14 protein-coding genes and 1 tRNA gene are annotated in these 17,403 nt (G+C 74.7%); 8 read left to right on the top strand and 7 right to left on the bottom strand.

All coding sequences use genetic code 11. The annotated features are described in order from the left end of the window. Positions 1-5 precede the first annotated feature (5 nt). Genes FHS37_RS28190 through FHS37_RS28180 form a run of 3 tightly spaced genes read left to right on the top strand, consistent with a single transcriptional unit; the run spans position 6 to position 2,864 of the window. Complete coding sequence (locus FHS37_RS28190) at positions 6-917, top strand: ATP-binding cassette domain-containing protein (protein WP_184826279.1); 912 nt, start codon at positions 6-8, stop codon at positions 915-917. Position 918: 1 nt separating this feature from the next. Continuing rightward, entirely contained in the window at positions 919-1,821 is a 903-nt protein-coding gene (locus FHS37_RS28185) for a sugar phosphate isomerase/epimerase family protein (protein ID WP_184826277.1), read from the top strand. Between the two features lie 23 nt (positions 1,822-1,844). Continuing rightward, entirely contained in the window at positions 1,845-2,864 is a 1,020-nt protein-coding gene (locus tag FHS37_RS28180; RefSeq protein WP_184826275.1) for a Gfo/Idh/MocA family protein, read from the top strand. Between the two features lie 138 nt (positions 2,865-3,002). On the opposite strand, the gene FHS37_RS28175 is transcribed toward FHS37_RS28180, so the two are convergent. The 4 genes from FHS37_RS28175 to FHS37_RS28160 form a co-directional block, all read right to left on the bottom strand. Continuing rightward, positions 3,003-4,031, bottom strand: coding sequence for a Gfo/Idh/MocA family protein (locus FHS37_RS28175; protein ID WP_184826273.1), 1,029 nt, complete (start codon positions 4,029-4,031; stop codon positions 3,003-3,005). After that, positions 4,028-5,032, bottom strand: a complete 1,005-nt coding sequence (locus FHS37_RS28170; RefSeq protein ID WP_184826271.1) for a Gfo/Idh/MocA family protein — start codon at positions 5,030-5,032, stop codon at positions 4,028-4,030. Before FHS37_RS28170 ends, FHS37_RS28175 begins: the two co-directional genes overlap by 4 nt. Positions 5,033-5,107: 75 nt before the next feature. Continuing rightward, a complete protein-coding gene (locus FHS37_RS28165) occupies positions 5,108-5,884 on the bottom strand; it encodes an SDR family oxidoreductase (protein WP_184826270.1) in 777 nt (258 codons plus the stop codon). Between the two features lie 25 nt (positions 5,885-5,909). Beyond that, complete coding sequence (locus FHS37_RS28160) at positions 5,910-7,106, bottom strand: phytanoyl-CoA dioxygenase family protein (protein WP_184826268.1); 1,197 nt, start codon at positions 7,104-7,106, stop codon at positions 5,910-5,912. Between the two features lie 106 nt (positions 7,107-7,212). On the opposite strand from FHS37_RS28160, the gene FHS37_RS28155 reads away from it, so the two are divergent. Further along, entirely contained in the window at positions 7,213-8,247 is a 1,035-nt protein-coding gene (locus FHS37_RS28155) for a LacI family DNA-binding transcriptional regulator (protein WP_184826266.1), read from the top strand. Positions 8,248-8,322: 75 nt separating this feature from the next. Continuing rightward, positions 8,323-8,934 (top strand): TMEM175 family protein, encoded by a 612-nt coding sequence (locus FHS37_RS28150; protein ID WP_221500408.1) that lies wholly within the window; start codon positions 8,323-8,325, stop codon positions 8,932-8,934. 3 nt (positions 8,935-8,937) lie between these two features. Here FHS37_RS28150 and FHS37_RS28145 read toward each other — a convergent pair whose 3' ends face one another. Next, the gene (locus FHS37_RS28145) at positions 8,938-10,101 is read right to left on the bottom strand and encodes a Gfo/Idh/MocA family protein (RefSeq protein ID WP_184826264.1); all 1,164 of its coding nucleotides are present in this window, start codon (positions 10,099-10,101) and stop codon (positions 8,938-8,940) included. Positions 10,102-10,238: 137 nt separating this feature from the next. On the opposite strand from FHS37_RS28145, the gene FHS37_RS28140 reads away from it, so the two are divergent. Then, a complete protein-coding gene (locus FHS37_RS28140) occupies positions 10,239-11,117 on the top strand; it encodes a hypothetical protein (protein ID WP_229890125.1) in 879 nt (292 codons plus the stop codon). A gap of 235 nt (positions 11,118-11,352) precedes the next feature. Continuing rightward, a tRNA-Pro gene (locus FHS37_RS28135) sits at positions 11,353-11,426 on the top strand. Positions 11,427-11,687: 261 nt separating this feature from the next. Here FHS37_RS28135 and absR1 read toward each other — a convergent pair. After that, entirely contained in the window at positions 11,688-12,773 is a 1,086-nt protein-coding gene (absR1, locus tag FHS37_RS28130) for a beta-glucuronidase AbsR1 (RefSeq protein WP_184826262.1), read from the bottom strand. A 96-nt stretch (positions 12,774-12,869) separates the two neighbouring features. Here absR1 and FHS37_RS28125 point away from each other — a divergent pair, with 96 nt between their 5' ends. Then, positions 12,870-14,690, top strand: a complete 1,821-nt coding sequence (locus tag FHS37_RS28125) for a LuxR family transcriptional regulator AbsR2 (protein ID WP_184826260.1) — start codon at positions 12,870-12,872, stop codon at positions 14,688-14,690. A gap of 16 nt (positions 14,691-14,706) precedes the next feature. Here FHS37_RS28125 and FHS37_RS28120 read toward each other — a convergent pair whose 3' ends face one another. Further along, a complete protein-coding gene (locus tag FHS37_RS28120) occupies positions 14,707-17,322 on the bottom strand; it encodes a CHAT domain-containing protein (protein ID WP_184826258.1) in 2,616 nt (871 codons plus the stop codon). Positions 17,323-17,403: the final 81 nt, after the last annotated feature.

Raw genomic sequence — 17,403 nt, 5'->3', positions numbered from 1 at the left:
CCGCAATGACCGACCACACCACCGGCACCCTCGGGGCCGTCCCGCAGGACACCGCACCCGACGGGGACCGCCCGCTCGTCGAGCTCCGCGGGGCCGGCAAGTCCTACGGCAACATCCGCGCCCTGCACGGCGTCGACCTCACCGTCCATCCCTCCAGGGTGACCTGCGTCCTCGGCGACAACGGCGCCGGCAAGTCCACCCTCATCAAGATCGTCTCGGGGTTGCACCAGCACACCGAGGGCGAGTTCCTCGTCGACGGCGCACCGGTGCGCTTCTCCACCCCGCGCGAGGCCCTCGACAAGGGCATCGCCACCGTCTACCAGGACCTCGCGGTCGTCCCGCTGATGCCGGTGTGGCGCAACTTCTTCCTCGGCTCCGAGATGACCAAGGGCCCCTGGCCCGTCCGCCGCCTCGACATCGACCGCATGAAGAAGACCGCGGACGAGGAACTGCGCAACATGGGCATCGTCCTGGACGACCTGGAGCAGCCCATCGGCACGCTCTCCGGCGGCCAGCGCCAGTGCGTCGCCATCGCCCGCGCGGTCCACTTCGGTGCGCGGGTGCTGATCCTGGACGAGCCGACCGCAGCCCTCGGCGTCAAGCAGTCCGGCGTCGTCCTGAAGTACATCGCGATGGCCCGAGACCGCGGCCTCGGCGTCATCTTCATCACCCACAACCCCCACCACGCCTACATGGTCGGCGACCACTTCAGCGTGCTGCGCCTGGGCACCGTGGAACTGAGCGCGGACCGCAGCGAGGTCAGCCTCGAGGAACTGACCAACCACATGGCCGGCGGCGCCGAACTGGCCGCCCTCAAGCACGAGCTGGCACAGGTCCGCGGCGTCGACACCGAGGAGCTCCCCGAGGAGGGCGACCTCCAGGCCCCCGCCGCGGCAACCCCGGAAGGAAAGTCCTGACATGGCAGTCGCGCTCGACCGCATCCGGGTCGGCTCCGCCCCCGACTCCTGGGGCGTCTGGTTCCCCGACGACCCGCGACAGGTGCCCTGGCGGCGCTTCCTCGACGAGGTCGCCGAGGCCGGCTACTCCTGGATCGAACTCGGCCCCTACGGCTACCTCCCCACCGACCCGGCCCGCCTCACCGACGAGGTGGAGAAGCGGAACCTCAAGGTCTCCGCCGGCACCATCTTCTGCGGCCTGCACCGCGGCCCCTCCGAGTGGGACGCCACCTGGGAGCAGGTCAGCCGGGTCGCCGCGCTCACCCGGGCCATGGACGCGAAGCACCTCGTCGTCATCCCGTCCTTCTGGCGCGACGACAAGACCGCCGAGATCCTCGAACCCCCGGAGCTGACCACCGAGCAGTGGGGCCACCTCACCCGGGGCATGGAACGCCTCGGCCGCGAGGTACGGGACACCTACGGCCTGGACATCGTCGTCCACCCGCACGCCGACACCCACATCGACACCGAGGAGCACGTCGAGCGCTTCCTCGACTCCACCGACTCCGACCTGGTCAACCTCTGCCTGGACACCGGCCACTACGCCTACTGCGGCGGCGACAGCGTCAAGCTGATCGAGACCTACGGCGAGCGCATCGGCTACCTCCACCTCAAGCAGGTGGACCCGGAGATCCTCGCCGACGTCGTCGAGAACGAGATCCCGTTCGGCCCCGCCGTCCAGCGCGGGGTGATGTGCGAACCGCCCGCCGGCGTCCCCGCGCTCGGTCCGGTGCTCACGGCCGCGCAGGAGCTGGGCGTGGACCTGTTCGCGATCGTCGAGCAGGACATGTACCCCTGCGAGCCGGACAAGCCGCTGCCGATCGCGGTCCGCACCCGCAGGTTCCTCCGCTCCTGCGGCGCCTGACGACCCGAAGGGGGAGGAGAGACATGAACCGGCGCGAGCCCCTGGGCATCGCCGTCATCGGCACGGGCCGCATGGGCGCGGACCACGTGCGCCGCATCGACCGGGTGATCAACGGCGCGCGGGTCGCCGCCGTCGTGGACGTCGACGCCGAGCGGGCGAAAGCCGTCGCCGCGGGCGTCGACGGCTGCACCGCCCACACCGACCCGGCCGCCGCGATGGCGGCGGCCGACGTCGACGCCGTGCTCATCGCCTCCCCGGGGCCGGCCCACGAGGCCGCCCTGCTCACCGCGTTCGAGCACGACCTGCCCGTCCTGTGCGAGAAGCCGCTCACCCCCGACGCGGCCTCCGCCCTGCGCGTCGTGGAAGCCGAACAGGCCCTCGGCCACCGCCGGGTCCAGGTCGGCTTCATGCGCCGCTACGACGCCGAGTACGTGAAGCTGAAGGCGCTGCTGTCCACCGGCCGGCTGGGCCGCCCGCTGATGCTGCACAACCGCCACCGCAACGTGGCCAGCCCGCCCTTCTTCACCAGCCCCATGCTGATCAGCGACTCCGTGGCCCACGAGGTCGACGCCACCCGCTGGCTCCTCGGCCACGAGATCACCGCCGTCACGGTCCTGCGCCCCGCCCCCTCCTCCGGCGCCCCCGAAGGCCTGCGCGACCCGCAGTTCGTCGTCCTCGAGACCGACGGCGGCGCGCTCTCCGACGTCGAGATCTTCGTCAACTGCGGTTTCGGCTACCAGGTGCAGGCCGAGGCGGTCTGCGAACGCGGCACCGCCCGCATCGGCGACGGCCACGCCCTGGTCACCCACACGGCCGGCCGCTGGGGCGGCACCATCACCCAGGACTGGACCGAACGCTTCGCCCAGGCCTACGACGACGAGATCCAGACCTGGGTCGACGCCACCCGCCGCGGCGAGGTGACCGGCCCCAGCACCTGGGACGGCTACGCCGCGGCGGCCGTCTGCGAGGCGGGGATCCGGGCACTGGAGAACGGCGGCCGGGTGGAGGTCGACCTGGCGGAGAAGCCGCCGCTGTACCGCTGACCCGGACACTCGCCGCCGAGCGGCCCGGCGGACCTCCGGTTCCGCGGTGTCCGGCGGAGGCAGGAGCGCCGGCGGCCGTTCGCCCGCGCGGGCGGCCGTCCCGCCGGGGACGGCCGCGTCCCTTCGCGTCCGGGTGCCTCAGCCGCCGAGCGCGGTGCGCGGGCGCGGGCCGAGGCCGGCCGTCTCGTAGCAGGCGTCGATCAACTCCATCGTCGCCACCGCGTCGTCCGCGTCCAGCGGCAGCCCGGCGCCCTCACGGACCCGGGCGGCGAACGCCTCCAGCTGGTACGCGTACGACGAGCGGGTGCCGAGGCGTTCGGTGCGCTCGCCGTCCGGGGTGCGGACCAGGACGCGGTCGTCCCGCTGCGGGAGCACGAAGTTCGGGGCCGTCGCCTCGCCCCGGCTGCCGACGACGCGGATGCTCATCTCCAGCCGGTCGTACGCCATGTGGCAGCGGGCCGTGCCCGTCGCGCCGCCCGGGTACTCCAGGTCGGCGTCCAGCCACTCGTCCACGCCCGGCGCGCCCGCCCGTTCACCGGCCCGTGCGGAGAGCGGGCGCGGCGCTCCGCCCGCCCAGGGGGCGAGCACGCGCAGCGCGTGCAGGCTGTAGCAGCCGAGGTCCATCAGGGCCCCGCCGGCCAGCGGGAGGGACCAGCGGGGGTCGTCGGCGTCCGGGGCCGGGATCGCCACCAGCGCGTCGACGTGCCGGAGTTCGCCGAGCTCACCGGAGGACAGCAGCTCGTGCAGGCGCCGGGTGACCGGGTGGAAGAGGTAGTGGAACGCCTCCATGAAGACCGTGCCGGACTGCGCCGCCGCGTCCCGCACCTCCGCCGCCTCCTCGGCGTTGCTCGCCGACGGCTTCTCCGTCAGGACGTGTTTGCCGGCCGCGAGGGCGGCCAGGTTCCACGGGCCGTGCAGGCCGTTGGCGAGGGGGTTGTAGACGACGTCGACCTCGGGATCGGCCAGCAGCTCGGCGTACGAGCCGAGGGCCCGCTCCACGCCGTGCGCGGCGGCGAACGCCTCGGCCCGGGAGCGGTCGCGGGCGGCCACCGCCACGAGGCGGTGGCCGGTCGCCCGTGCCGGGTCGACGAGGGAGCGCTCGGTGATGCGCGCGGCTCCCAGGATTCCGATGCGCAGGGGTTCGGACGCCCGGCCCGGTTCGCTCATGCCCGGCGTACCTCCTCAAGGGTGACGGGGCGGTGCTCGTGCAGGGACAGTGTGCACGCCTCGGCGATCCAGCCCGCCTCCAGGGCGTCCGCGACCGTGCACGGCGAGGGGCGGGAGCCGGCCACGACCTCGGTGAACGCGGTCAGTTCGGCGCGGTAGGCGGCCGCGAAGCGGTCCATGAAGAAGTCGTGCGGGGTGCCCGCGGGGAAGGTCGTGCCCGGTTCCACCGACCGCAGCGGCAGCTTGTCCTCCAGGCCGACCGCGATGGAGTCCGCGAAGCCGTGGAGCTCCATGCGGACGTCGTAGCCCCGCGCGTTGTGGCGGCTGTTGGAGACCACCGCGAGGGTGCCGTCGTCCAGGGTGAGGAGCGCGCCGGTGGTGTCGGCGTCGCCCGCCTCCCTGATGTAGCCGGCGCCCCGGTTGCCGCCGACCGCGTACACCTCGGTCACCTCGCGGCCGGTCACCCAGCGGATGATGTCGAAGTCGTGCACCGAGCAGTCCCGGAAGATGCCCCCGGACGCGGCGACGTACGCGGCCGGCGGCGGCGCCGGGTCCAGCGTCGTCGAGCGGACGGTGTGCAGCTCGCCCAGCTCCCCGGCCCGCACGGCCTCCCGTGCGGCGACGAATCCCGCGTCGAAGCGGCGGTTGTAGCCGATCTGGACCGGCACGTCCTGGCCCCCGACGGCCTTGAGCACCTCCACGCCCTCCGCCATCGTGCGGGCGACCGGCTTCTCGCAGAAGACGGGGACGCCGGCCTCGACGCAGGCGAGGATCAGCCCGGGGTGGGCGTCGGTCGCGGCGGCGACCACCACGCCGTCCACGCCGGCCGCCAGCACGGCCTCGGGGGAGTCCGCGACCTCGGCGCCGAACCGCTCGGCGGCGGCCTTGGCGGCGTCCGCGAACGGGTCGGAGACGACGAGGGACCCGACGGCGTCGAGCCCGGAGAGGGTCTCGGCGTGGAAGGCGCCGATACGGCCGAGGCCGAGGATTCCGATGCGCATGGGGACGGTGCTCCTTGGTGCGGGGGTGCGGGGGTACGGGGGTGCGTACGAGCGGGAGGTGGGGGAGGGGGGGAGTCAGTCGAGACCGCCGAGGACGTTCTGGTCCCAGTCGATCACGGAGCCGGTGACCACTCCGGAGCGGTCGGAGAGCAGGAGGACCACGAAGTCGGCGATCTCGTCCGGTCGGCCGAGCCTGCCCATCGGCAGCCGCGCGGCGGCCCGTTCGCGCCAGTCGTCCCCGGCGCCGTGGAAGGCGCGCTGGGTGGCGTCCTCGCCCTCGGTGGCGGTCCAGCCGATGTTCAGGCCGTTGATCCGGACGCGGTCCCAGCGGTGGGCGTGGGCGGCGTTCCGCGTCAGGCCGATCAACCCGGCCTTCGCGGCGACGTACGGCGCGAGGAACGGCTGCCCGCCGTGCGCCGACGAGGTGATGACGTTGACGATCGTGCCGGGCTCCCCGCGCCGCACCATGTCCGCGACGGCGGCCTGCATCGCGAAGAACGGGGCCTTGAGGTTGATCGCGACGTGCTGGTCGAACAGCTCCGGCGTGGTGTCCAGCAGCGTCCCGCGCGAGGTCAGGCCCGCCGAGTTGACCAGGCAGTCGATCCGGCCGTGCGCCTCCACCACCCGCGCGACGGACCCCTTCGCCTGCTCGGCGTCCGCCAGGTCGGCGCGGACGAACACCGCCTCGCCGCCCGCGGCGGTCAGCTCGGCCACCAGGGCCTCACCGGGTCCGGGGCGCCGGCCGGTGACGGCCACGGCCGCCCCCTCGCGGACCGCGGCCCGCGCGACGGCGGCACCGACGCCCTGGCTGCCGCCGTTGACGAGGACGACCTTGTCGTCGAGAAGTCCCATGGTTCTTCCGGTTCCTTCCGGGGCCTCAGCTCTCGCGCCGCTCGGCGGCGGCCCGCAGCTCGTCCCGCAGGACCCGTGCGGTCCACCCCTCGCGCAGCGCCCGCCGTACGACGTCGGCCTGCGAGGGCGGGGCCAGGCCCTCGACCGGCGGGTCGTCGTCGAGGTTGGTGGGGAAGGGATAGCCCTCGGCGCTCGCCGCGATCACGTTCTCCAGCCACCACTCGTCGGCGCCCCCGGCCTTGCGCGCCAGCAGCACCGGGTAGACGGCGCCCGTCACGGCCTCGCGGTCGACGCTCTCCATCGCCCGCCCGAACGCGGACGACACCTGGAGCAGGTTGGCCGTGCGCCGGATGTCCGCCGAGCGGTTGGCGCCGGCGGCGTGGAAGAGGGCCGGGTTGAAGAAGACCGCGTCTCCCTTGGCGAGCGGCAACTGGACGTGGTGCTCCTCGAAGTACGCCCGGAACTCCGGGAGCCGCCAGGCGAGGTAACCCGGCCCGTACTTCTGGGAGTGCGGCAGGTAGAGCGTCGGGCCGGACTCCACGGGCATGTCGCAGTGCGCGACCGCGCCCTGGAGGGTGAGCACGGGGGAGAGGCGGTGCACGTGCGCCGGGTAGGCGGCGGCGACCTCGTTGGCCAGGAACCCGAGGTGGTAGTCGCGGTGCACGGTCTGCGCGGCACCGCCCGGGTTGACCACGTTGACCTGGGAGGTGACCTGGTAGCCGGGGCCCAGCCAGGCCGAGGAGACCAGGGCGATCACGTCGTTGGCGTAGTAGTCGGCGAACGCCTCCGGGTCGTGCAGGGCCGTCTTCTCCAGGGCGTTCCACACCCGGTCGTTGGCGCCCGGCCGGGCGAAGTGGTCACCGGCGGTGGCGCCCGAGGCGCGCTGCCGTGCGATCAGGGCGTCGAACACGGCGGAGGTGCGGTCGACCACCGCCGGGTCGGGGAAGGCGCCGCGGATCACCACGATGCCGGGGCCGTCGGCGAGGGCGCGCACCAGCTCGGCCTGGACCGTGCGGCGGTCGGCGCGGGCGAGCCGGTCGGCGTCGTACAGGGGCACGTTCCGCTCGACGGCACAGGCGTGCGGGTGGTCGGCGGGGTCGGTCGCCTGCTCGACCAGCGCGCGGAAGGCGTCCAGGTCGCAGTCCCGCTCGGACAGCCAGGAGGCGTGGGCGGGGGCGGTCCGCGCCGGAGCGGGAGCGGCGGAGGCAGGGGAGGAGGACATCCTCGTCCTTTCGGGTCACGGAGCGACTCGGCTCTGTCATTCTTGTCAGTACAAACCCTTCGAACAACCAGCAGGAAGCCATCAAAAACCCCTCAGGAGCCGAGGCATGGGCCACCCCTTCCCGATCCGGGAGATCGCACGTCAGGCAGGGCTGAGCGAGGCCACGGTCGACCGGGTCCTCAACGGCCGGGGCGGTGTGCGGGAGAGCACCGCGCGGGAGGTGCACCGGGCGATGGCCGACCTGGACCGGCAGCGCACCCAGGTCCGCCTGGTCGGCCGGACGTTCATGGTGGACATCGTGATGCAGTCGCCGGAGCGGTTCTCCACCGCCGTCCGCGCGGCGCTGGAGGCCGAACTGCCGTCCCTGCACCCGGCCGTGGTCCGCTCCCGCTTCCACTTCCGCGAGACGGGACCGGCGGGGGAACTGGTCGCCGTCCTCGACCGGATCGGCCGGCGCGGCTCGCAGGGGGTGATTCTCAAGGCCCCGGACGTCCCCGAGGTCACCGCCGCCGTCGGCCGGCTCGCGGCGGCGGGCGTCCCGGTGGTGACGCTGGTGACCGACCTGCCCGCGAGCGCCCGGGTCGGTTACGTCGGCAGCGACAACCGCGCGGCCGGGGCGACCGCCGCGTACCTCATGGGGCAGTGGCTCGGCGACCGCCCCGGCAATGTGCTCACCAGCCTCTCCAGCGGTTTCTTCCGCAACGAGGAGGAGCGCGAGATGGGGTTCCGCAGCGCCATGCGCGCCCGGCACCCCGGGCGCGCCCTCGTGGAGATCGCCGAGGGGCAGGGCCTGGACGCCACCCAGTACGACCTGGTCCGGGCCGCCCTGGACCGCGACCCGGACATCCGCGCCGTCTACTCGATCGGCGGCGGCAACATCGCCACCCTGCGCGCCTTCGAGGACGCCGGGCGCGAGTGCGCCGTGTTCGTCGCGCACGACCTCGACCACGACAACACCCGGCTGCTGCGCGAGCACCGGCTGTCCGCCGTGCTCCACCACGACCTGCGCCACGACCTGCGCGAGGCCTGCCGCATCGTGATGCGCGCCCACGGGGCGCTGCCGCCCGCGGGCCCCACCCTTCCCTCGGCGATCCAGGTGGTCACCCCCTACAACATGCCGCCCGACCCGGTGGCCGGGTGACGGGCCGCGGCGGAGGAACGGCGGCCCGGGCGTGTATCCCCGTCCGGCGGGCCGGGGCTGCCTACCGTCGTGCGCATGAGGAACCCGACCCCGGAAGGCGGACCCGAACGGCTGGTGGCGCTCGCCGACGGCGTGTTCGCCATCGCCATCACCCTGCTCGTCCTGGATCTCTCCGTGCCCCAGGGGCTGGACTCCGAGGGGTACCACCAGGCCCTGGACGACCTGCTGCCCAACCTGGGCGCCTACGCGATCAGCCTGGCGGTGCTGGCCGGCTTCTGGCGCGACCACCGCGCGATCTTCCGCACCGTCCGGCAGGTGGACGGACAGGTGATCTCGCTGACCGTGCTCGGTCTGGGCATCGCGGCACTGCTGCCGTTCCCGACCGCGCTGGTCTCCGAGTACGGCGAGGAACGCTCCGCGGTGATCATCTACGCGGTGGCGGTCGCCTCGCTCGGCGGCGTCCACCTCGTGCTGACCCGGCTGATCGCCCGGCGCCCCTGGCTGCGCGACGGGGCCGCCCCGGTACGGGACGAGACGCTCTCCGCCGTCGACCTGGGGGCGACGGTGGTGGTGTTCCTCGTGACCATCCCGCTGGCCCTGCTCGTCGGGTCCGGCGCCATGTGGTGGTGGCTGGTGCTGGTGCCGGTCAAGGTGTGGCTGGGCCGCCGGGAGAACGCGGCCCGCTGACCGTCAGGCCGGCGCGTCCACCGTCACCCAGGCCCCGCTCCCGGCCGACCGTGCCATCGCGTCGAGCGCGGCCGCGCTGCGCACGGCGTCCGCGAGGGTGGCCCCGTGCGGAGCGCCCTCGGCGACGGAGCGCAGGAAGCGGTACGCCTCGATCACCTTCAGGTCGTCGTAGCCCATGGCGTTCGCCGCGCCCGGCTGGAAGGCGCCGAACTCGCCGTGGCCGGGGCCGACGTGGACGGTGCTGACGGGCTGGTCCTGGTAGGACGTGCCGCGGCTGACGCCCAGCTCGTTCATGCGGCGGAAGTCCCAGAACACCGCGCCCTTCGTGCCGTGCACCTCGAAGCCGTAGTTGTTCTGCTCGCCGACCGAGACCCGGCAGGCCTCCAGCACCCCGCGCGCGCCGGAGACGAAGCGCAGCAGGCAGCTGACGTAGTCCTCGTTCTCGACCGGGCCGAGTTCGCCGCCGGCGGCGCGGGAGTGGCCGGCCGTGGCGCCCGCGGGACGGGCCCGTTCGGGCAGGAAGACCGCCGTGTCGGCGGTCAGCGAGGCGATGTCGCCGAGCAGGAAGCGGGCCAGGTCCACGCCGTGCGAGGCCAGGTCGCCGAGCACCCCGCTGCCCCCGCGCTCCCGCTCGTAGCGCCAGGTCAGGGCGCCCTCCGGGTGGGCGGCGTAGTCGCTGAACAGCCGGATGCGGACATGGGTGACCCCGCCGATCTCCCCGGAGGCGATCAGGTCCCGGGCCGCCTCCACGGCGGGCGCGTTGCGGTAGTTGAAGCCGACCGCGCCCTGCACCCCCGCCTTGGCGACCGCGTCCGCCACCGCGCGGGCGTCCTCGGCGCTCAGGCCGACCGGCTTCTCGATCCAGACGTGCTTGCCCGCCTCGGCCATCGCGACGCCGATCTCGCGGTGCAGGAAGTTCGGGGCGGTGATGCTCACGGCCTCCACCCTCGGATCGGCGGCCACCTCGCGCCAGTCACGGGTGGTCGAGGCGAACCCGAACTGCCGGGCGGCCTCCTCGGCCCGGCCCGGCACCTCCTCGGCGACCGTGACCAGCTCCGGACGCAGGGCGAGCCGCGGATAGTGGTGGAGCACGCGCGCGTACGCCTGGGTGTGCACCCGTCCCATCCAGCCGAACCCGACGACGGCGACACCGAGCGCATCCACCATGAGAGACCTTCTTCGGACCGTTCCGGAACCTGCCCGGGCCACACTGGGGGTGATCTCCCCGGAGTGTCAAGACTTTGACAGGACATGGCAGGCCGTGGAACGGTCCCCAAGGGGTCGGCCCGTACGATCGGTCCGTGATGATCAGGCCGGGTGAGCCGCGCAGGCTCGGCGTACCGGCGCCCGGGGCACGGTTGCGCTTCGAGGCGGAGCGGCGGGAGACCGGGGGCGGGCCGGGCCGCAGGTTGCTCGTGGTCGACGGGGAACCCGCCTTCGAGCTCAGTTTCTGGTGCGGAACCTGCCCGTTCCTGTTCCGCCGGCTGGAGTCCGCCCGGCAGACGCTGTCGCTGGAGAGCGTGCGGGAGCGGCTCACCGGCGCGTTGCTGCCGGAGGGCGAGTACCTTCCGGTGCTGCTCCGGGTGGAGCCCCGCCTGGTCCTCCCCGGCCGGGAGGGCGACTACTTCAGCGGCGAGCAGGTGGCCACGTGGGGGCTCGACCAGTTCTGGGGCCTCCCGGAGCACCCGCACACGCCGTACTACCGGACCTTCGAGACCGCGGTCGACGCGTCCGCCCACCTCTACGAGTTCGTCGTGCCCATGGTTCCCCCGACGTGGAACGCGAGGGAGCGCGTCGAGGAGTACGTCGGCCTCATGGAGCGGGGGACGGTCCCGACGGCGGTGGCGGTGTCGACGCTGGACGTGTGCGAACCCGCTGTCGGCCTGCCCGCCGACCGCTACCGGCACTGGGGCCCGACGCACTTCCTCCTCGACGGCCACCACAAACTGGAGGCCGCGGCCACGGCCGGACGTCCGGTGCGGCTCCTTTCGCTCCTGGCCGTGGACGAGGGCCTGGCCGAACCCGAGGACTGCGCCCGGCTGCCCGCCCTGCGCGCCCGGCCCCGCTCGGCCGGCACCCGAACCAGCGCCGAAGACCACACCTGTCGGCCGGGCCGGCGGGACGGGATCCAGCGATCCGGTACTCGGCCGACGGAGGCCCCACCGTCCTGCCGGTCTCGGTGAACGTCCGCGTCACGCGTCCCGAGGAGCACACCCGCAGGATGCGCGGCGGACGGTCGCCGACGTCGCGGAACGGACGGGGAGGAGGGGACGTACGTGGTGTGGTACCGCTCCGGTTTCGTCACCCCGCCGTCGACCCGGCGGCCGAGCGCGGAGAGCGGGGCCACCGGCGCCCCGGTGCGCCCGCATGGGGTAGTGTTGACCTGCGTGATCACGCGGGTCACCGCGCGGAACGCACCGGGACGTGGCGCAGCTTGGTAGCGCACTTGACTGGGGGTCAAGGGGTCGCAGGTTCAAATCCTGTCGTCCCGACGGTGTGAAGGGCCTTCACAGGAGGAATCCTGTGAAGGCCCTTCCCGTTGAACCGGTTCCGGTGTCCGGGGACGTGCGTGCGGCTCGCCGCCCCGTTCCCTCGGAGGGGCGTCGAGCCGCCGGGGCCTGCCGGAGGCGGCCCGTGACGCCGTGGCGTGGGCCGGGCGGCGTCACCCTCCCCCGAAGGTGACGCCGCCCGGCCGCTCCCCCGGCGCCGGACTGTGGATCGGGTGTCCGCATGCGACCGGCCGGTGCGTGCCGCTACCAGCACATGACCGCCGTCTCGCCCGAACCCCAGGCGGAGTACAGGCGGATACGGACGTAATAGCGGCGGCCCTTGACGAGCCGGGCCGCGATCGTCGCGTTGCGCGGGGTTCCCCCGTCGTCGTGACCGGCGAGGAAGCGGGGCTCCCCGTCCCGTTCCTCGAAGAGCACGACGACCGTGTCGCCGTCGCCGAAGGTGCCCACCGTGTAGTCGCGGGTCTCCGGCGGATCGATGCGGAAGTCGGCCTGCTCGCCCGGGCCCAGGCCCAGCGGCACCGAGCGGAACGGCACCAGCGCGGGCGGCCGCGGCGGATCGGCCGGCGGGTACCAGCGGAGCACGAACTCCTTGTCGGCCGGGGACAGGGTGCCGGGCGGGTGCACGCCCCCGCGGTACTGCTCCGGCTCCAGGATCAGCCCCGGCGGGAACGCGTACTGCATGATCGACTGCGGGTCCCAGACGGAGCCGTTCACCTCGTCCGGGTCGATCTTGCACAGCACGTTGTGGAACGTCCGGTCCCGGCTCCAGTGGTTCGGGGGGCCGGCCAGTTCGGCGTACACGGCCTCGTCGTCCCAGTGGATGCCGGCGTACGGGCTCTGGTGCTCGTGCAGCATCCCGAGCGCGTGCCCGATCTGGTGCAGGGCCGTCGCGCGTTCACCCGGTGCGGTCAGGTCCCAGCCGAAGTTCATGGTGCGCTCGTGCACGCCGACCCGGAGCGCGTCCCTGCCCACGGCCGACCAGGAGCCGTCGCCGAGCTGGAAGCCTATGCGCAGCTCCGCCTCGGAACGGTCACGGACCTCGGTGAAGGCCAGCCCGATCCCGAGGCCGCGCCACTCCTCGAAGCACTCGCGCACCACGTCCTGCTGCTCCTCGGCACCGCCCCACGGGACCCGGCGGGTCCGCCCGGCCCCGGGGACGGCGATGACCGATCCCTCGGTGTCGCCGTGGAAGAAGCAGTAGTGCAGGACGGTGCCGTTGACCCACATCCGCCGCCCGCCGACCAGCGCGCCGAGCCGCTCGGCGGCCAGGCCCGGCGCGAACGCGGGGGCCGGCTGCGGCGGCAGCGAGCAGTAGCGAGCGGTCATGGACACCAGACTGCCGTGTCACCGGGGCCGGACGCCTGAGTCGGGGTCTACTCAAGTGACCCTGTATCAAGCGTGAGCATCCGCGCTCCTGTTCATGTGACGACGACATCGCGACGGGATGCCAGCGGGCCGTACGAGCCGTACGAGCCGCACGAGCCGCACGAGAAGGACACGACGACCCTGCGTTCGCCCTGGCCGTTCACCGGCCGGGAGGACGAACTCGACCTGGTGCGGCGGTCGCTGACCGGCGTACGGCGCGGCCTCGTGGTGACCGGGCCGGCGGGCCGGGGCAAGACCCGGCTCGTCACCGAGGCCGTCCGGGGCACCGACTGCGCCCGGATCACCGGGACGCCGCAGACCCGGGACCTCCCCTTCGCCGCCTTCGCCCCCCTGCTGCCCGAGCCCGTCACCCTGCACCGCGCGCTGCGCCTCCTGTCCGGGACACGGACGCTGCTGGTCGACGACGCCCATCTGCTGGACGACGCCTCCGCCGCCCTGGTCCACCAGCTCGCCGTGCAGGGACGCACCCGGCTGCTGGTCGTCGTCACCGACGGCGAGCCGGTGCCCGCCGCCGTGTCCCGGCTGTGGACCGGGGAACTGCTGCCCCGCCTGGCGCTGCCCCCGCTGCCCCGGGAGGAGACCGCGCGGCTGCTCGCGGCGGGCGAGCCCCGCACCCTGGAGCCGCTCACCGTGAACCGGCTGCACCACCTGTGCGGCGGGGACCTGCGGCTGCTGCGTGAACTCCTGGCCGCGGTGTGCGCGCACGGACGGCTCACCCGCGTCCCGGGCACCGGCACGTGGGCCTGGCGGGGTCCGGTGCCGCTGACCCCGATCGTGCGCGAACGCACCGCCCGCCTCCTGGACCGCGCCCGTCCCGAGGAGCGCGAGACGCTCGACCGCCTCGCCTTCGCCGAACCCCTGTCACCGGCCCCGGAGGATCTCGACCTCACCGCGCTGGAACGACTGGAGGGCGAGGGCCTGGTCCGCGTCGACGACCACGGTGGCGTCCACCTCGCCCACCCCCTGCACGGCCCGGTCCTGCGGGCCGCCGCCAGCCGGCTGCGGGCCCGCCGGCTGGCCCGCGCGCCCGAGGAGTACGGCCCCGCCCTGGACGCCGAGTCGGCGGAGCTGACCCGGCGGATCGAACGGGCCGACGTGGCGGCGGTCCCGGCGCCCGTGGGGGACCGGCTCGTGGCGGAGGGGGTGCCGGTCCCGGCCGGGTACGCGGCCCTGCGCGCCCGGTACGCGCGGCTGCGCGGCGAGCTGCGGGAAGCGGCCGCATGGGCCCGCGAGGGCCTGTGCACCGCTCCCGCCGACCCGTCCTGCCGCGCGGAACTCGCCCGCGCCGAGGACCGCTCGGCCGGTCCGGCCGAGCCGCACGCCGGCCCCTGCGGCGACGGCCCTTGCGACAGCGGCCCCTGCTGCGGCGACCCCTACGACGCCGTACGCCTCGGCGTCCCCGAACGGGCCGCCGGCCGGCTCACCGGCGTCTTCGCCGACCACGCGGACGCCCTCGCCCGCGCCGACGGACCCGCACTGGACCGGGTGGCCGAGGAGCTCCGGAGGCGCGGCTTCCTGCTGTTCGCCGCCGAGGCGCACGCCCAGGCCGCGGGCGCCCACCGCGATCCGCTCGCCGCCCGCACCGCACGCACCCGCGCCGTCGCGCTCGCCCGCCGCTGCCAGGGCGCCCGCACCCCCGCGCTCGCGGGGCTGGCGCTGGGCGAACTCACCGCGCGGCAACGGCAGATCGTCGCCCTGGCCGCCGCGGGCCTGAGCAACCGGCAGATCGCGGAACGCCTCACCCTGTCGGTCCGTACCGTCGGCAACCACCTGTACGGCGCCTACGCCCGCCTGGGCGCGAGCGACCGCACCGCCCTGGCACCGCTCACCGAACTGCCGCAGGCACAGCCGGCGTGAAGCACGTGCGCGGTGCTCAGGCCGCCCCGAACGCGGAGAACGCCCACCCGGTGGCCTGGTGCAGCGCGTCACCGGGCAGCGCGGCCCGGGCGTCGCGCAGCGCCTGGGCGAGCGACAGCCCGGCACCGACCCCCTCGTGCAGCGCGATCATCAGCGGCACCACGGCGGCGTCGTTGACGGGCGCGCTGCACGCCACCACCCCCGCCGTGCCCAGCGGCAGCAACGCCGTCACCAGGCCGAGGAGTTCGTCGGCGCCGACGGTGGCGAACCGGGCGGTGTCGCAGCAGGACAGGATGATCCGGTACGGGCTGCGGTCCAGCCGCTCGAAGTCGTGCACGATGAGCGGCCCGTCGGCCATCCGCAGCGAGGAGAACAGCGGGCCGTCCGCGCGGAACGCGCCGTGCGCGGCGATGTGCGCCAGCGCGGCCCCGTCCAGCTCCGCCAGCACGCGCGGCACCGTCGCGGCGTCGTGCTCCAGGACGGTCGCGCCGCCGTAGCGGCCGGCCAGTTCGGGCACCTCCGCGCCGCCGGTCGCCAGGCCCGGGCCGCGCACCAGCACCTGGCGGCCCCCGGGCGGCGGCGCGGTCTCCCGCGCGCGCAGCCAGCTGCTCGCCGACGGCGACACGCTCAGCACCCGCTCCCGCAGCGAGGGCAGCAGCGCCCACGGCACCCGGTGCAGCCGCCCCGGCGGCACGACCACCACCGGGCCGGCGCCCAGGTGCGCCGCCGCCGGGCCCAGCAGCAGCTCCTCCAGGCGGCGGCCCGCGGCCTCCACCACCGGCAGCCGCGCCTCCGCCCCCGGGTGCGCCAGTCTCCGCAGCCCGGCCTGCACGTGCTCGGCCTCGGTCTCCGCCGCGGCCAGCGGTCCCGCCTCGAACCGCCGCACCCGCCCCCGCCCGCACAGCAGCACCTGCACCCGCCCGTCGAGCACGGCGAGCTCCACCAGCTGCCCGTCGTCGCTGTCGCCCAGCCGGTCGAGCAGCCGGCCGACGTCGAAGCGGTCCCCGCCGTCGGGGGCCTCGCCGCGCATGTGCAGCGTCCGGGAGCGGATCTCCCGTTCCAGGCGCCGCTGTTCCCGCTCCAGCGCCGGTACGGGCTTGCCCTCCATCCGGGCCTCCTCCGCGCGGGCGGCGATCTCCCGGTAGGCGGTCATGCCGCTGAGCAGCGCGGGGTCGGCGGGCGGCCGGGTGGGCGGCGCGGACAGCGCGGTGGCCCGCCAGCGTTCGCTCCACACCAGCAGCCGCCGCGGCCCGCCCGAGACCAGACTGGCCCGCTGGGCGAGGGCGGCCAGCTCCGCGCCCTGCGCGGTGGCGCGGGCCCGCAGTTCCGAGGCGCCCAGCGTCATCCGGTGGTCGTCGAGCACGTCGAGGCCGCGCCGGCAGGCCTCCAGCACCCCCCGCGCGGACCCGGCGGCCTGCGCGCGCAGCGCCTGCGCCGCCCAGCCCGTCATCCGCGCGAGCGGGGGACCGCCGCGCCTGCTGCGCGCGGCGGCCGCCAGATGCCGCTCCGCGTCCGCCGTCCAGCCGAGCTCCAGCGCGATCCGGCCCGCGAGCAGGGACGCCTCCGGGGCGGCGGGCGCGCCCAGCGCGACCAGCTTCTCGGCCACCGCCGCCGCGTCCGCGACCAGCCGGCCCGAACCGCGCCCGGCCGCGTGGCGGGCCCCGATCAGCACCAGCCGCGCGTGCGTCTCCCACCAGGTGCGCCGCTGCCCCGCGAACAGCTTCACGGCGAGCGCCGCGCGCGCGATCGCCGTCTGCGGATCGTCCGCCAGCCGGGCGGCCCGCGCGGCGGCCAGCAGCAGTTCGGCCTTGCGGGTGGACTGTCCGCCGATCCCGTCGAGCGTCCTGATCGCCGCGTCCGCCTCGGCGAGCGCCTCCGCGGCCAGCCCGGCGGCCATCAGCACCTCGCAGCGCCGGATGTTCAGCATGAACGTGGGGGTGCCGAGCTTGGCGTACCGCTCCTCCGCCTCGTCGAGCAGCCTCAGCGCCGCCGGGACGTCGCCCGAGCGGAACGCGGCCAGTCCCCGGCTCTCCACGGCGTCCGCCTTGTCGTGCTCCTGGTCCGTGGTGTCCCACAGCGCCTCGGCCGCGGTGAAGTCGGCGTCCGCCCGCTCCACCGCGCCCAGCGCCAGGTGCACCGTGGCCCGCAGGGTCAGCGCACGCGCCGTCCAGATCACGTCGTCCGCCTGCCGCAGCACGGGAACCGCCCGCCGTACGTCCTCCAGGGCGTCCTGGTGGTGGCCCAGCACCCACCACGCGTACCCCCGGCGGAACAGCACGCGCGCGCGGGTGTGTCCGGTTCCGCGTTCGACGCCCCGCCGCAGGGCGTCCATGCCCTGCCGGGTGCGCCCCGCGTGCACCAGTGCGACCCCGAGCGTGGCGAGGACGTCCGCCTCCCGCTCGGCCGAGTCCGCGCGCGCCGCCCAGTCCCGGGCCCGCCGCAGATGGGACAGGGCGAGCCGCATGTCGCCGAAGTCCCGCTGCCAGATGCCGATCACCTGGTGGGCGACGGAGGCGTGCAGGGGCGGGGGACGGTCGCGCAGTACCTCTTCCGCCCTCGCCAGGGCCTCGCCGGGGGCGGCGAACACCATCGGCAGCAGTTCCCGCACCGATTCGCTTCCCGCTGTCACCATACGGATGGTAGTGGTCCGCAACCGTGCCCCACAGGTGTGCCGTTGTATCAAAAGACCGCCTCGCGGCTCTGATTCAGGACA

The sequence above is a fragment of the Streptomyces griseomycini genome, from assembly GCF_014203535.1.
Classification (GTDB): Bacteria; Actinomycetota; Actinomycetes; order Streptomycetales; family Streptomycetaceae; genus Streptomyces; species Streptomyces griseomycini.
The sequence above is the reverse complement of the archived record's forward strand: the minus strand, read 5'-3'. Positions and strand labels throughout refer to the sequence as shown.